This window comes from Aeoliella fuhlenseeensis, assembly GCF_052161615.1.
In the GTDB taxonomy this organism is placed as follows: domain Bacteria; phylum Planctomycetota; class Planctomycetia; order Pirellulales; family Lacipirellulaceae; genus Aeoliella.
In genome coordinates this window covers 5,589,867-5,604,721 of the sequence record NZ_CP197417.1, presented here as the reverse complement: position 1 = coordinate 5,604,721, position 14,855 = coordinate 5,589,867, and the positions used below count along the sequence as shown (strand labels likewise).

The 14,855-nt window shown below is 60.8% G+C and carries 11 protein-coding genes; 6 read left to right on the top strand and 5 right to left on the bottom strand.

The window, feature by feature from the left end; all coding sequences use genetic code 11:
- Positions 1 to 84 precede the first annotated feature (84 nt).
- The gene (locus SH292x_RS22060) at positions 85 to 459 is read right to left on the bottom strand and encodes a winged helix-turn-helix transcriptional regulator (RefSeq protein WP_442483188.1); all 375 of its coding nucleotides are present in this window, start codon (positions 457 to 459) and stop codon (positions 85 to 87) included.
- A gap of 91 nt (positions 460 to 550) precedes the next feature.
- Here SH292x_RS22060 and SH292x_RS22055 point away from each other — a divergent pair, with 91 nt between their 5' ends.
- Positions 551 to 982: a cupin domain-containing protein gene (locus tag SH292x_RS22055; protein ID WP_442483187.1), complete on the top strand. Its 432-nt coding sequence runs from the start codon at positions 551 to 553 to the stop codon at positions 980 to 982.
- A 47-nt stretch (positions 983 to 1,029) separates the two neighbouring features.
- Here the strand turns inward: SH292x_RS22055 and SH292x_RS22050 are convergent, their stop codons facing one another.
- The 4 genes from SH292x_RS22050 to SH292x_RS22035 all read right to left on the bottom strand — a co-directional run bounded on the left by SH292x_RS22050 (position 1,030) and on the right by SH292x_RS22035 (position 8,878).
- On the bottom strand, positions 1,030 to 3,699 hold the full coding sequence (locus SH292x_RS22050; protein ID WP_442483186.1) for an NPCBM/NEW2 domain-containing protein: 2,670 nt from the start codon (positions 3,697 to 3,699) through the stop codon (positions 1,030 to 1,032).
- Between the two features lie 304 nt (positions 3,700 to 4,003).
- A complete protein-coding gene (locus SH292x_RS22045) occupies positions 4,004 to 6,805 on the bottom strand; it encodes a glycoside hydrolase family 2 TIM barrel-domain containing protein (protein ID WP_442483185.1) in 2,802 nt (933 codons plus the stop codon).
- A 78-nt stretch (positions 6,806 to 6,883) separates the two neighbouring features.
- Positions 6,884 to 8,335: a FecR domain-containing protein gene (locus SH292x_RS22040; protein WP_442483184.1), complete on the bottom strand. Its 1,452-nt coding sequence runs from the start codon at positions 8,333 to 8,335 to the stop codon at positions 6,884 to 6,886.
- Positions 8,336 to 8,878, bottom strand: coding sequence for a sigma-70 family RNA polymerase sigma factor (locus tag SH292x_RS22035; RefSeq protein WP_442483183.1), 543 nt, complete (start codon positions 8,876 to 8,878; stop codon positions 8,336 to 8,338). It abuts the gene before it with no gap.
- Between the two features lie 323 nt (positions 8,879 to 9,201).
- Between SH292x_RS22035 and SH292x_RS22030 the strand changes: the two genes are divergently transcribed.
- From SH292x_RS22030 to SH292x_RS22010, 5 genes are all read left to right on the top strand, one after another.
- Positions 9,202 to 9,387 carry a hypothetical protein gene (locus tag SH292x_RS22030; RefSeq protein ID WP_442483182.1) on the top strand — a complete coding sequence of 62 codons (186 nt, stop codon included), beginning with the start codon at positions 9,202 to 9,204 and terminating at the stop codon, positions 9,385 to 9,387.
- A 175-nt stretch (positions 9,388 to 9,562) separates the two neighbouring features.
- A complete protein-coding gene (locus SH292x_RS22025; RefSeq protein WP_442483181.1) occupies positions 9,563 to 10,567 on the top strand; it encodes a PEP-CTERM sorting domain-containing protein in 1,005 nt (334 codons plus the stop codon).
- Between the two features lie 76 nt (positions 10,568 to 10,643).
- Positions 10,644 to 11,732, top strand: coding sequence for a DUF1559 family PulG-like putative transporter (locus SH292x_RS22020; RefSeq protein WP_442483180.1), 1,089 nt, complete (start codon positions 10,644 to 10,646; stop codon positions 11,730 to 11,732).
- 112 nt (positions 11,733 to 11,844) lie between these two features.
- Entirely contained in the window at positions 11,845 to 12,570 is a 726-nt protein-coding gene (locus SH292x_RS22015) for a PEP-CTERM sorting domain-containing protein (protein WP_442483179.1), read from the top strand.
- A gap of 117 nt (positions 12,571 to 12,687) precedes the next feature.
- A complete protein-coding gene (locus SH292x_RS22010) occupies positions 12,688 to 14,703 on the top strand; it encodes a glycoside hydrolase family 44 protein (protein WP_442483178.1) in 2,016 nt (671 codons plus the stop codon).
- Positions 14,704 to 14,855: the final 152 nt, after the last annotated feature.

Here is a 14,855-nt window from a genome sequence, read left to right as displayed (position 1 = left end):
GCCTCAGGTGTCGAAGACGGAATATCTCTATGCAACGCGCGTGCCAAAGGGGGGTAGTGCTCAATTAACTGTGCCGGCGAGCCGCTACGCCATCCTTCTTCGCACCCCCTCCGGCACCGCCGTTCCCTCAATATTCTTTAGCCCCCACCGCGCGATCATTCGCATCAGCCCTCGCAGCGATTCGCCTTGCTCGGTGAGCTCGTACACCGATTTGCGGCGGTCGGTGGGGTCGGTGTTTTTGGTGATGTAGCCGGCCAGTTCGAGGCGGCGGAGGCGGTCGGCGAGTACGTTCGTGGCGATGCCCTCGGGGGAGTCGAGGAACTTTTCGAACTGACGCACGCCGAGCACCAGGTCGCGGACCACTAGCAGCGTCCAGCGATCGCCCACCAAGTCGAGCACGCAGGCAACCGGGCAGTCGGAGCGGCGGGGATCGGTGTCGAGTTGCTTTTTCTTGGCCATGGGATTCGCCTTGCATTACGCAAGGTAACTGAGTAGGTTCTGGGGAATGCCTTGCGAAATGCAATGTAACATCCCATCACGGAGAAATCCAATGCTCACGGCGACTACACGCGTCCATCAAGCCGGCCCCATGACTGCCTGGAACGAATTTCGGCTAGCCATTCCTGGGTTGCCGCCGGCGGCCAAGCAGTTCTTGAAGGAGCCGCTGGCGATGAACGGCATGGAGATCTCGCTCAACAGCATGCTGCCGGGACAGGGAATGCCATTCGTCCATCGGCATCGCGAGAACGAGGAGACCTACCTGTTCCTCAGCGGCACGGGCGAGTTCCAAGCCGACGGCGAGGTATTCGCCATCGAGCCGGGCACCTGCGTGTGCTGCGCGCCGGAAGTGGGTCGGTCGTGGCGAAACACGGGGGCGGACGAACTGCTGTTCGTGGTGATCCAGACGCCCAACCAGCCCATGGCTACGTCGACCGTGGCAGACGGCGAGCGCGTGGACGAGCCACTGTGCTGGGTCAAATGACGGCGCGAACCCCTGCGGCGAAGCTTGGCTTGTTTCCAGTCTTCGTTCTACCGGTCGAACTGAATCTGCCAGTCCACGGCCATCGTCTTCTTCGATTGGATCGTGAGCTGCCACAGGCCATTGTTCTCCACTGCCCGGAGTGGTTCGCCGTTCGCTTTCGCCGACACGAGCTTGTAGCCATTGGGCACACGCAGCGTGAGGGTGTAGGGATCGTCGGCGACGACACGACTGCGGCCTGACAATTCGCGAGTGTCGGCATTCCATGCGAGTGCTTCCAGCTCTGCGGCACCCTGCGACAGATGGCGACTCGTGGACACAAGCTGCGGGCGGTCGAGCAATTCGCGTAGGGCGAACGACTGAATACCCCCCACCGCGAGCGGTGGCAGGGTGAGGGTGCCATCTTGGCTGAGGGTGTGTTCGCCATTCCAGAAGTTGAACGCGATGTACTCCTTTGCGGGGTCGAGCCCCAGGTCGGCGAGCGAAATTCGCTGTTCGGGCAGGGTTGCTTGGTCGGCAGCCGAGCTCTCCGACTCACTCGGCCAGTTCAGGCGATGGAGCACCTGCCAGTGGTCGAAGTCGAGATGGAATTCGTTGAGCCACAGCGGGCAGACTTCGCCAAACTGATCGGCATCGATCGAAGCCGGCGACGAGCCACCCACTTGCGCCAAGCGATCGGTGTCGCGAATGAGATCGGTCTTTTGGGGATCGAAATCGTAGAGCTGGCCGGGGACCGACCAAAGCACGGGCGAACTACGCTTGGCACCTTCCAGCAGCGACGTGTCGGCGTAGGTGTCGGCGCGATCGCTCAGCATCAGCATGCCCCCCGCGATGGACGCCAGGGCCGGGCGAATGATCGAGTCGCTGTCGGCGGCCTCGACTTCCTCGGTGGTGAGGACGTTCCCCTGCCCTACTCCCTTCACACGCGGGCGGATGTCGCAGTGATCGGGGTCGTTGATCCAAATAATCCCATTCCACGAGTTGTACTGCTGAAGCGAAACCGGGCCGTAACCATCGCCGGCGATCCGACAAGCGTCGGCCAAGCCAATGGACTCGGGAAGCACGCCCCAACACGAGAGAATAAAGCAGTCGTCGCCGAGTTCTTGACGGGCGATCCGCAAGTACGCGCGGAAAATGTCGTCGGGCCGAATGCCGCGCTCGGCCATGTAATCGAAGTTGCGATTCAAGTTGTCGTAGATCATGTGGCGAAGCTGATCGATCTTGACGTACTCGAGCCCCGCCTGCTTCAGCCCGCGAAACGTAGGACGAATCAGGGCGTCGGCCGCTTCGGGATTGGTGGAATCGACAACGTAGGTGACCCAATCACCAACAAACGGCTTGCCATCCGGTCCCTGCACGAACCAATCGGGGTGCTCGTTGGCGATTTTCTCATCGGTGAAGAAACAGCCCATCCACAATGCGGGAATGAAGCCATGCTCGCGAACCGACGCGACGTAGCCATCTAAGCCCTGAGGAAACAGATTCCGCTGCCACTTGAGCCAAGTCTCGGGTCGGCCGCCGATGTAAGTTCCGCCACCACCTGCGGGGACGGGGCGACCTTGGTCATCGCCACCCTGGAAGGCGTCGTCGAGTTGAATGAAGCGGTAGCCGTAGTCGCCCAGTCGCTGCTCGTTCCACACCTTCATCAGGCGGTCGACGTCCTGCTGCGAGCACTCCCGTCGATAAGCCCACCAAGAACACCAGCCCGTGATCGAGTCCTTCCGTACCGAATAAGTCCACGGCTGGTAGAAGGGCAGGTTCTTGTGCTTCTGGTAATAGCGAGGGCGAAACACCAGTTCAGTCTCGCCATCCGCCAGCTCCAGCGTGAACGGCGTACCTCCATCACTTGCAATAGATGGCGTCACCTTCGCCCCGTGCGGCGCTTCGAGCATCCAATCGCTAGTTCGGTCGTAGATGGCATTGTTGCGGAGATTGTGAGATGGCCCGTGGCTGGTGCGGACGAGCGGCAGGCGCGTTTGGGCGGGACCACGAGTCTCGGCGGCGATGGCTTCGTCGCCCGCCAAGACAATGGTGTTCGCAGAATCCTTGGACAGCACGAGGCGGACGGTCTGCGTGACCTCGCCCCGCTTGCCCGTCGACGTGGCGAGTTTCACCTGCGATTCGTTCACGCCGGCGAGCTTCAGAAGTGGCCGCCCGCCATAGAGGAGCTCGACCGCATCGGGAGCAACTACTTTGAGCGAGAGTCCCTCATTCGGCGGAGCATCGGGGTGTTCCGCCAGGGCTGGAAACTGATGGACGAACGGCGCTGGAGCCGAGCCGGCGTACTCGATCGTGGGATCGATCCAGTTCGCGTGGTCCGAATCACGCCCATCGCCCGCATCGGTAACCACTAGGTCGAGCCGCTTGACCCCCGTCAGTTCGACGTCGATCGACTTGAGGGGCGATTGGCCTGTCATCTTGCCGCTCTGCCAGAGCGGCACGCCGTCGCCAACGACTTTGAATTCAACGCTTCCTGCGCTTCCCGCCGCGGCGTCGACGCCGAGCGAAGCGCGCAACCGAGTTGCCTTACCATCGAGCGCGAGGCGAAGCTCACTCGGTGCGTGCGTGCCGATACCCGACTCGAAGCGCTTCGCGCCGACTCGTAGAGGTTGCCCGCTGACCGCGCGATTCGCCTGGGGCGACTGCCATCCGCTGGTCATTGGCGTTAGATCGAGCGTCTGGAGCTGCAAGGGCTCCTTCGCCCCGGCACTCGCCGCCATAAGAACTGCAATACAAGCTACGCGAAGACTGAAACAGGTCATCCGATTCGTTTCGTTGGGGTGCGAGAGTGGATGCGACATCCGCAGGCGGATAGAGGCAGCGCCCACGATGGTGCGGTGGGAAGTTCGAGAGTGCAACCGAGCGTATTCTCTCGTTCTCTAGCCGGGACGACTAGGTCCCCTTTGCCGCACGCGATCCTCAACGAGTATCGTGGGAATACCCTGCGCGTGACCGCCGCGTTGGGCGAGCAAGGCGGTGTCGAATTGCGCTGTCCCGCGGTTCGACACGATGAGCAATAGAGCTTCAGTTCTTTGTGCGATGCGAGTGCAGAGTCGATTCGCCCCTGCCTAGTTCCCCGCCGCTCACGGTAATGCGGATCTCTCCGCCATCGCCTGCCGTGGGACGAACAATGGCAATCGCCTTGCCGCCGAAGAGTGCAACCGAGTTTTCGTGAAACGTTCGCATCGACGTGGGATCGCCGTTCCCGAGGGCGACCAGTTTGCCGGCACCGGTTACCTCGACCCGCACCAGGTTGTCCGCGTGGGGACAGAAGACGCCGGTGTCGTCGCGGGCGTCGATGGTAACGAACGCCAAGTCTTCGCCACTCGCCGAGAGTTGGTCACGATCGGCGGTGAGCGATAGCTTCGCGGCGGGGCCAGCGGTATGAACTTCGTCCTCGCCGATGACCTGTCCATCTTTGTACGCCACAACGCGTAGCGAGCCTGGTTCGTAAACCACGTTATTCCAGCGAAGTCGGTAGTCGTACGTTGGACGATAGTACGGCGACTCGTACTCTTCGGCGTAAACACGAACGTCGGCAGCGCACCGTTCGACATCTTCGAGGCAATCGCCAAACATGACACGAACTTTGCTCCCCTCGGCATCCACTCGATGCACGGCTTCTTTCACGCCGCCCCACATCGGGTAGATCGTGGCCGCGTGCGAGGCGACTTCCTGCCACTCGCCGTCTGCCTTCATTACTTCGATGCGGTACCCATACAGCTTCGTTTCGCGGGCAAAGTCGACGACGATCGCTCGGACGCGGCCTGGAGTGACGAGATCCACCTGCGACGACGGTTCCGCGCCACGGTTATGTGACGGCTTATCGACGGCCAAGTCCTCGGCCGGGGTTGGCGCCTCGCCCTTGCGGCGGATGCCTTGCGACTTGCCATTCACGAATAGCTCGGCGGAGTCGCCATTGGTGTAAGCAATCACCGGCACGGGTCGGCCTTCGTGGCCTGGCCAGTTCCAATGGGGCGCTAAGTGTACTGTCGGAACATCGGGCCGCCAGAGACTTCGGTAAAGATAGAAGCGATCCTTAGGATGCCCCACTAAATCGATGATGCCGAAATAGGAGCTTCGCGCAGCTTGATCAAACGGCGTCGGCTCGCCCAAGTAATCGAACCCTGTCCACACAAACTCGCCCAGCAAGTAGTCGTCGCGGCGAAGGCGTTCGAACTCCACCTCCGGAATGTCGCCCCAAGCCGGCGACGAAAACTCGAAGGCACTCACCACCGGCTCGTCGAGGAACTCGCACTTCGTTCCCATGAGCGGAAGACGGTAATCGCCACGGGTAGAAACGGTGGATGCCGTTTCGCTGTAGATGATCGGCTTCGACGGGTAAGCTTTTCGCGCCCGATCGTAACGGGCTTGGTAGTTCCAGCCGGTGAAATCGAGTTCGTCGAGCACCCCAGAATCAGCCGCGTTCGGAATATGACACGCCAATCCCACCGGGCGCGTGGGGTCATGGGCGAGCATGGCCTTTCTTGCTTGCGACACTCGCTCCTTGGTAAGCCCTTCGGGATCGTGCGGGGCCTCGATGATCTCGTTGCCGATCGACCATAGGATAACCGACGGATGGTTGCGATCTCGCCGCACCAGGGCGGCGGCATGACGTGCGAAGTAGGGTTCGAAGGGCGCCGTAGAGGCGCGGTCGGACGTGTCGTTCCATTTGTCGAACAACTCGTTCCACACAAGCAGGCCCCGCTCGTCGCACAAGTCGAGGAACTCCGCGGCCGGCGGATTATGCGCGGTGCGGATCGCGTTGACCCCCATGTCCTGCAGAATGTCGAGTTGCCGTTCCGCCGCCCGACGATTGAACGCAGCACCAAGAGGTCCAAGATCGTGGTGGAGGTTCACGCCACGCAGCGGCACGCGCCTGCCGTTGAGCAGCAGTCCCTTGTTGGCAGTGAGCTCGACGGTGCGAATGCCGAACTTCGTCTCCCGACGCTCGACTTCCCGGCCGCCCATCAACAGCCGCGTCACGATGGTGTGTAGCCGCGGCGTCGCCAAGTCCCATCGCTCGGGCTTGTCGATCGCAAAGCGATTGCTGGCCGTGGCGGTATTGTTCGCGGTGGCGTTCACTTCGGTACGTTGTCGCCCCAATTCCTCGCCAGTTGGTGATAACACCGTGATTTCCAGCCCGCAAAGCTCGTCGGTGCTGAGGTGATTGTCGATCTCGTTCTCGACGAGAATCTCCGCGCGGTCGTTAGTAATCTTCGGCGTCGTCACGAACGTTCCGTGACGCGCCAAATGGACCGGCGGGCAGATGGAGAGCGAGACTTTGCGATAAATGCCTGCGCCGGGGTACCAGCGCGTGCCGTGTTTGGTGGTGTCGACTCGGACGGCAATCACGTTCGGCTGGTCGAAGTGCAGGTGGGGCGTCAGGTCGATGCGGAACGGCGTGTAGCCATAGTCCCACTCGCCGGCGAGCTCGCCGTTGACGTACACCTGTGGGCAGGCCATGACGCCATCGAAATCTAAGTAAACCTTGGATCCTGCGTCGGCGGGATCGAGCTTGAGCGACTTGCGATACCAAGCGATCCCCCACCAAGGAAGTTTGCCCGCGTACCCATGTGCCTTCGTCTCAAAAGGACCCGCGATGGCCCAGTCGTGCGGCGTGTCGACCGTCGTCCAGTCGGAATCGTCGTACGTAGTGTGCTTCGCCTCGGTGTTCTCTCCCCGCTCGAACCGCCAACCGTGATTGAAGTCGACGGTTCGCGCTTCGTGGGCCGATACCGCAGACGAGACCATCGCAATTGCGAGGCCAAACGCCAATGCCGCGGGCACAGCGCAGCAACTCGGTGGATGGCGGAGGATTAGCATAGCGAAGGCGAGATTCTACGATACGACTCCGCCGCGGGACGCGATGGAGCGGCGTCTGGGGATAGGACACCACGGGATTTAGATGTCGATGCGCGACGGCCGCTCCGACTTCTCGGGTGCTTCCACTTCCAGCGGCGTCGCGGCGACGCCGTACATGGCGCGGCCGTGCCCTTCATTGCCGGTCCACGTTCCGGCGCTGCCAAGAGTGATGGGCGTGGTATCGGTGCAGCGGCGTCGCCAGACGCTGAACACATTGTCGATGCTCTTGCCCGGGCCTTTGTCGGTGGTGTTGATGTCTAGTTTGCGATACTCGGCAGGGATTTCATCTTCCCAAGGCCCTTCGTCGAGGCCGATGTCGACGCCCGTGTCCTCGAACTGCTCGACCAACCAGTCGGGTGGCGGAATTCGATTGTCGGAGAACACGTAGAGATTCGCCGGCGTCGATAGCTCGACCGTCATCTCGAAGTACTGCATGTAGCGGTAGTGATTGAATGAGCGAATGTAGTCGGCACCACGCAGGAAATCCGGAAGTCCTTCCGCCGTGAGCGAGTTCCATTGATGGTGAGGATTATCGCTGTACGCCAGCACGTCGTCTTGCATTCCTTTGTAAGTGGTCTGGTAGCACGAATAGACTTCGGAGCTACCGCCAATGTTGTCGGTGACCCGCGCAATTACGTGGCCACTGTCGCTGGGAGATTCGCCCTTCCACCAACGGCCTTCGGTATCGCGGTAGATATCCATCAAGCGGTCGATCGCCCCTTGGCCGTCAATCTGGATCGCTTCGCCTTGCGTCAGTCGCTTTCCGCCGGCCGCCTGATCAAGATTCGACTTGATGTCGACCTCGCCATCGAACACCACCACGTCGACGTTGTCACCATCGACTGCCATGCCAAACTCCGGCCCCCGGTCGATAACGTCCACCGTATTTGACTCGATGGTGAAGCCCCGGCTCTCGTGGGGCACGCGAGCGGTGGCTTGGCCGTGGTCCAGACGCACGAGCATCTTCGACTTGATGTCCAGCGACGCACGCCCCACCACCCGTAGGCTTGCCCCGTCGCGGAACTGCAAGGTGTACTCGCCGCTCGACGACGAGAGTCGACCTGGCCGCACCCCTTCGCGAGTCGAGAGCGCGGTGGTCGAGTCTTCCCACACGACTCGGCGAGCGTCGACGATGTCGGCTAGTAGAAGGTCGTTCGAGCGATGGGGCAAGGCAGTCCACACGCCCACTCCCGCCGCGATCAGCACCGTTGCTGCCAGCACGGCGGTCCACAATCGACTCTTCAGCCGTCGATCGCGCTGCTGGTGGCCAACAGGTGCTGGCGTAGCAACCGGTGTCGTCGACTGCCCCGCCGTGATGTCGCCGCTTCTCCACTTGAGTAAAGCATCGATCGTCAGCAGGTCCACCACCGACGAAACAAGTTCAGGATGCGTCTGCGACAGTCGCGCGAGTTCGGCCCGCTGGTCGTCGGTCGCCAGATCGTCTATCACGAGGCGCGTGAGTCGAACAAAATCGCGTTCTTCAGCTTCCATCTATCGAACCTCCGTCGCGAGAGTCTGCTGAACGCACATCGCCAGCGACTTACGGATACGGTGTAGTCGTGAAGAGATAGCGTGTGCCGGAACATCCAGGCGTTCGGCGATCGTTTGAACGGGTACCTTGGAAGAGTATCGCTCGCGTACGAGTTCGGCCTGCGACGGGCTAAGCCGCTTCATGCAGCGATCGAGCGCCGCAAGGCGATCGTCCACCGTGTCCGAGGTCAGCAAGCAGTGCTCAGCAATTTTGTCGACAACCTCTTCGCAGAACACCAGTCGCGAGCGGCTACAAGTCTTCCGGTAGGCCATCACTTGCTGCCGGGCGAACCCAAACGCCCACGCGAGGAAGGGGCGGTCAAAGTCGTATCGCTCCACCTGAGCCCAGAGCGACAAGTTGGTCTCCTGCAGCACGTCGGCCGCCGCCGTATCGCCGCACAGCGCGGACGAGATGTAAGCGTAAATCTGGGGCTGATGCGAGGTCAGCAGTTTGACGAACTGCGTGTTTCGCTCCGCCGCGGTGTTGGTTTTCGGGTCTAGCACTGCGTGCACCGTGCGATGAGATTTAGAGAAGCTGGCCGTCCTGCCGGGGTGACAATGCGTGCGTGAAGCCGCAGTTTAATCCGGTTTCGCGCGCCGCCGCGTGGCAATCTGGAGTTTGCCCGCGAGATTTTAGCCACTCGGGGGAGAATCTCGCGAAAATTTTTAGACACAGCGAGAGATTTGCGCCGCGGACGCTAAATGATGGGTGGCGGTACCTCATCAAGACCTTATCCGAAGCCTTCTCCAGCGAGGGAAGGCGTTGCACGAATGGCCGAGTGAGTGGCTGCCGGCGGACGTGACAACAACATCGAGGCGAGTAGATCATGGGGCAGTCAACTCCAGAGATTGCCGTCATCGCCAATGCTGGCGATTTCCAAACTCTGGTGGGGGGCATCCAAAACGCCCTCGAACCTGACCGTGGCGGTGGTGCCGAGGACAACTGGGCAGCAGTCCTCGGCCCATCGCCCACTCAGGGAATGGCGGGCAGCGCGCAGCCACAGCGAGAGTAAAGCACCACCACCGATCTCAACGCCGCGGGCTAGTGACTCGGGGATCGCTTCGCGGTTTGAGCGTTCGGAGGGGTGCAGAGGGATTGGTGGCCCCGCGGCTTTCTTGCGGCGGCGACTACACCGAGCTTATCTAAGCGATTATGCAGTTAATCCAAGTGAACTGAGAGCAAAACTCATGCGTACGATTCCGTTCCTTGCTGTCTTATTGCTGGGGTTCATGCCACTCACTGCGAGCGCGCAGATCGCCTATTCCGAAGATTTCGAAGGGGAGTTTCCTGGCCCCGGACAACCGGCCGCCGTGTCTTACACGTACGGTGGTGTTGGTAGCGGGACCGATCCATTTAACCCGACGTTTCCCCAAGAGATCTCCACAGATGGCCTCGGCGAATTTCAGCAGGCCTACAAAATCTCCTTCGATACTTCTGCCGCAGCCGATTACTACTTCTTCGGTCTTGGGATGTTTGCCGGCTTTTTCGGACCAGACTTTCGCGCGGGAGGGGGTGTCGAAGGAGGCACCGAACCGGGCAACTGGGTCTTCAGCGCCGATGTGCGCTCGGAAGGTGCGTGGGGCGAAGTGGCCCTGAGAGGCAACTTCGTGGTCTACGATCCGGACTACGAAACCACTTTCGGCGTCGACGTGAACTCCGATGGCGATATGGTGGACGGCTTCGATACCTACATCCTGCCTATTACCCTCGTCGATAACGGCGATGGCTTCACGACCAATTCCTTCCGCCTCGATGCGGGGACGCCAACTTCGAGCGTTGCTGGAGACATTCCAAGGTTCTTCGACGACGCGACCTGGGTGATTCAGCTGTTTGGCGGTGGAGGCGAGTATCCCTTCGCGGTTGGCAACTCGATCACGCTTGACAACTTGAAGATCGAGTTCAGCGAGAAGCCAGCCGCACCAGGCGATTACAACAACGATGGGATCGTCAATCTCGCCGACTACACGGTGTGGCGTGACAATCTTGGTGCCACGGTGACGCTACCCAACGAGGGAACCGACGTCACGCCCGGAGAAGTCACGGCCGAAGACTACGCGTTCTGGAAGTCGCAGTTTGGAAACACCGCAGGCACGCTCCTGGCGTCGGTGAACGTGCCGGAGCCGTCGACCGTGGGGCTCGCGCTGCTGGCGATGGCCGCCGGCGTTTCGGTCCGCCGACGTCACCGTGGTTAGGGCTAGAAACATAACGGAATCGCTCACCGCGGGGCAGGTCTGCGGGGCAAGCTCGATCCGATTTTGGGAGTTCCAGATGCGTCGCGCATTCACACTCGTCGAACTCTTGGTGGTCATTGCCATCATTGGCATCCTCGTCGCGCTACTGCTCCCTGCGGTGCAGGCCGCTAGAGAGGCCGCGCGACGAACGCAGTGTAAGAACAACCTGAAGAACATCGCCCTAGCGATGCAAAACCACCTCTCGACGCACAGCGTCTTTCCGACGGGGGGTGCCACGTTCGGCGAACCCGCCGAGTGGTACATGGTTGGAAACAAACCGTTCGGCCCGAAGAAGCAGGGAATGAGTTGGGCGTTTCAGATCTTGCCCTTCATCGAGGCGGGTAACATCCAAGGCCAAGGCAACACATTGCAGTTGCAAGCTTCGCCCATGCCCATGTTCAATTGCCCCTCGCGTCGCCCGCCTACGCTCTACCAAAGTCAGTTCTATGGCCCTGGGTACCTGATGGACTACGCTGCGTCGCATCCCGCGACCAGGTTGAGTGCGACCCTCGCCACGCTGGTCGATCCGGTCCGGGACGGCGAAGTTCATCAGCGGATGTACGCCGCGTTTTGGGCCACCCGGGCCGGTGGATGGAATGGTAGCGGGCCACCCAACAACGGCGTGTACGATGGCGTGATCGTTCGCTCCCCGTGGCGAGTTTCGATATCCAAACCGTCGAGTCTTGCGAGCGTACAGTCCAACGCCCCCGGCGAGTTCGCTACTGGTGTGCCGGGTCCCGTTCGGCCGGCGAAGATCACCGATGGGTTGAGCAACACAATGATGATCGGCGAGAAGTGGGTGTACGGCGAGGAGTACGAAGGGGGTGGACCATCGGACGACCGCGGTTGGCTCGATGGTTGGGATCCCGACACCGTACGACTCACCAGCACACCGCCCGCACCCGATGGTACCTTTCCCCCGTTGATGCAAAACTCGCAGTCGAAGGGACAGGACAATCAGGCGTATCTTTTCGGCGCCGCGCACTCCAGCGTGTTCAACGCCGCCTTCGCCGATGGTTCGGTGAGGTCGATTGGGTACGACATCGACATGTACGTGTTCAACAGCGCGGGCACGCGAAACGGCGAGGCTTTCAAGGAAACGTCCAGTACGGAAGGGATGGACTGACACGAGCAAGTCGCCTTTTGCATTCGCTCCAAGTCAGTCGCTTTTCCATTTACCTTACCCTGTGTTGCGGCAGAACTAAACGTTTCGGCACCCTTTGAGAGGACTAGAACCAATGAGAGCAATGAAGTACCGCGCTACTTGCAGCTGCAGGGCGCTCGCCATCTCCTTAGGCATGGCGCTGCTGAGTGCGACCGCTACGGCCGATGTCGTCCATTCCGATTTTGATCCGGGTGGAAACTACAACGGAGGGACCGAAGGGTGGTTCAACTACGGCGGCATGCCTGTCTTCACCACGTCCATACCGTCGGGCGAATCCAGCCAATGGTTGGAAGTGAAGCCGCAACAGTACTATGGGCAAATCACTAGCCAAAACTGGGCAACTCCCGACGTTACTGTTGCCACTTGGAATGCCAGTTCGTCACTCGACTTCGATGTCATCATCGACAGTGCCTGGATTCCGAACAACGCTGGTCAGCAAATCGCCATCGAGCTCCAGGTGGGAGGCGGCGTCAACGGCACCGTGAACAAGTACGCAACGCCGACGATCGACACGTCACTGAAGAACACCGTACAGCACGTGTCGATTCCGCTCGCGGGCTTGCAGCCCTTCGATCTGGATGCAACCTTCTGGAACCTGTCCATCAATCTGGCCCCAGGTTACGCTTGGGAGTGGGATGCTAATAATCCCGCCGTGCAACCGTACGATCCGCGATACTATCTCGATAACATCACCTGGGTCTCCCAAGTGCCCGAGCCGTCTTCGGCGCTGTTGGTGCTCCTCGGCGGCGCCGCGGCGGCGATTGGTGCGAGGAGTGTCCGTTCTCGCAAGACTAGTTAGCCACGGCGTTCACGCGGTTGCCCGGCTTAGATGTGCGAGGCTTTGACGATTGCGCTGTAGGGCTTACAGACAGGATGGTGGATGGTAGCGGTACCGAATCGAGGGGCGAGAGTGTCTGTGAGATTGCCGAGCCGCGCTCGCCTCGGCGGAACGCTTGAGGCAGTCATCTGCTGGACATGGCTCGCTGCGTCGGCCTGCGCCATCACGCCCGACAGTCCCGGCGGCGGCAGCGTCCAGTTCACCATTGATTCCGGCGACGACATCAAAGTCATCTCGCCTTGGATCTATGGAACGAACTTTGGCGAGGTCGAGAACGCCCGGTTCAATCGAAGCGGCGGCAATCGGCTCACGGGCTACAACTGGGAGAACAATGCCTCGAACGCTGGCAGCGACTGGTACCATCACAACGACTTCGGCATGGCGTCCGGACCCAACGATCCACCAGGATCGGCCGTGCGGGGGATGATCCAATCGGCGGCAGCCAACCAGCAAGCGGTACTAGTCACCGTACCGATGGCGGGCTACGTCGCGGCTGACGGCAACGGAACCGTCGACGAAACGGAGATCGCTCCCTCGCCGCGATGGAAGGAAGTCGTGGCGAAGAAGTCGACCATCTATCCCGGCTCGTCACTATCTACGAATCCCAATAAGTCGGACGGCTACGTCTTCACCGACGAGTTCGTCCACTGGGTCGAAGATTTCAAATCGCCCGATCAGCCGATCTTCTACAGCCTCGATAACGAAATCGGACTGTGGGGCGAGGCGCTCCCATCGGGTTGGCAGTCGGGCTCCCAGCCTCGTCCGTGGGAGAATCCGCCGGTCCCCGCCGTGCCGGCGAGCTCGGGAGGTCGCACGCACCCGACCATCCATCCCTACGCGGTGACGTTCGCCGAGCTTCGCGAGAAGACCATCGCACATGCGGGGGCGATCAAAGACGTGAACCCAAATGCTCTGGTGTTTGGGGGAGTTGGTTACGGGTGGACCGACTTCACCAATCTGTCCGGTGCGCCGGATGCGGTTACCAACCCCTCGCATCCCGGCGGTGATCAGTCGGGCGAGATGCACTACCACGAGTGGCTGCTCCGCGAAGTTCGTAACGCCGAGATCGCGCAGGGCCGCGAACTGATGGACGTGCTCGACCTCCACTGGTACACCGAAGTCTATGCCGATGGCCAGCGGATTACGGGCGACGTCGCCACGCCGGCCGCCGTTGCTGCTCGCGTCCAAGCCACTCGCTCGCTGTGGGATCCTACGTATGTCGAAGATAGTTGGATCAGCCAATGGGGCACCTGGCAGGGATCGCCCGGCAACAAGGGACCGATTCGATTGTTGTCGCGAGTGCAACGCGATATCGACGACTTCAATCCGGGCACCAAGATCGCCATCACCGAGTACAACTGCGGCGGCAACAATCACATCTCGGGCGCCATTGCACAGGCCGACGCGCTCGGCATCTTCGGCCGCGAAGGAGTGTTCGCCGCCAACATCTGGGGCGGGGGGACCTACATCGACGGCGCGTTCGACATGTACCTCAACTACGATGGTCAGGGTAACAGCTTTGGCAGCACTTCCATCGAAGCCGATACATCGAACATCGCCAGCTCGGCGATCTACGCAAGTCTCGATGAAAGCGATCCCAATCGAATGATCGTCGTGGCGATCAATCGTACGGGAGCCGCCATCACCACGGGCATCGCGGTTACCCACGATCGCATCTTCGATCACGCCGAGGTCTATCAGCTCACCAGCGCGACGACCACACCCGAGCAGAAGCAAAACGTCGAACTCAATCGGCTCAATGCGTTCCAGTACACGATGCCCGCGTTCAGCGTCACGACGTTGGTGCTTGTCTCCGACGGAATAGTCGGCGATTTTAATCGCGATGGAGTGGTGAACGTCGGCGACTACACCGTGTGGCGCGACTCCTTGGGCCAGTCCGGAAACATCGCCGCCGACGCCAACGAAGATAACGTCGTTGATTTCAAAGATTACGATTTGTGGAAGAGCCACTTCGGCACGACCGAGCTTCTTAGCAATGCTGTTTGGCTGACCATCCCCGAACCGACCGGCGCGTCCCTTGCCGTCGTTGCCAGTTTATGCGCCTTGGTCCCGTGGCGAAGGAAGCCTTCTTAATGCCGGTCGCCGGTCCAGTCGATCTGGTGGTCGGCCGCTTCCCGGCTGGTGAGCGAGCCGTCTCCGCTCTTGCCATGTCCGATTGTCTATGCCGAATTGGCGAAGGGGGGTATAGTGGTCCCTGCTCGCTGTCGGGCTGGCGTTGGTAACTT

Excerpts from the sequence above, each read along its gene's own strand:
- SH292x_RS22030 (WP_442483182.1), top strand. The coding sequence starts at position 9,202 with ATGGGGCAGTCAACTCCAGAGATTGCCGTCATCGCCAATGCTGGCGAT.
- SH292x_RS22015 (WP_442483179.1), top strand. The coding sequence starts at position 11,845 with ATGAGAGCAATGAAGTACCGCGCTACTTGCAGCTGCAGGGCGCTCGCC.
- SH292x_RS22020 (WP_442483180.1), top strand. The coding sequence starts at position 10,644 with ATGCGTCGCGCATTCACACTCGTCGAACTCTTGGTGGTCATTGCCATC.
- SH292x_RS22055 (WP_442483187.1), top strand. The coding sequence starts at position 551 with ATGCTCACGGCGACTACACGCGTCCATCAAGCCGGCCCCATGACTGCC.
- SH292x_RS22050 (WP_442483186.1), bottom strand. The coding sequence starts at position 3,699 with ATGGCGGCGAGTGCCGGGGCGAAGGAGCCCTTGCAGCTCCAGACGCTC.
- SH292x_RS22060 (WP_442483188.1), bottom strand. The coding sequence starts at position 459 with ATGGCCAAGAAAAAGCAACTCGACACCGATCCCCGCCGCTCCGACTGC.
- SH292x_RS22025 (WP_442483181.1), top strand. The coding sequence starts at position 9,563 with ATGCGTACGATTCCGTTCCTTGCTGTCTTATTGCTGGGGTTCATGCCA.
- SH292x_RS22040 (WP_442483184.1), bottom strand. The coding sequence starts at position 8,335 with ATGGAAGCTGAAGAACGCGATTTTGTTCGACTCACGCGCCTCGTGATA.
- SH292x_RS22045 (WP_442483185.1), bottom strand. The coding sequence starts at position 6,805 with ATGCTAATCCTCCGCCATCCACCGAGTTGCTGCGCTGTGCCCGCGGCA.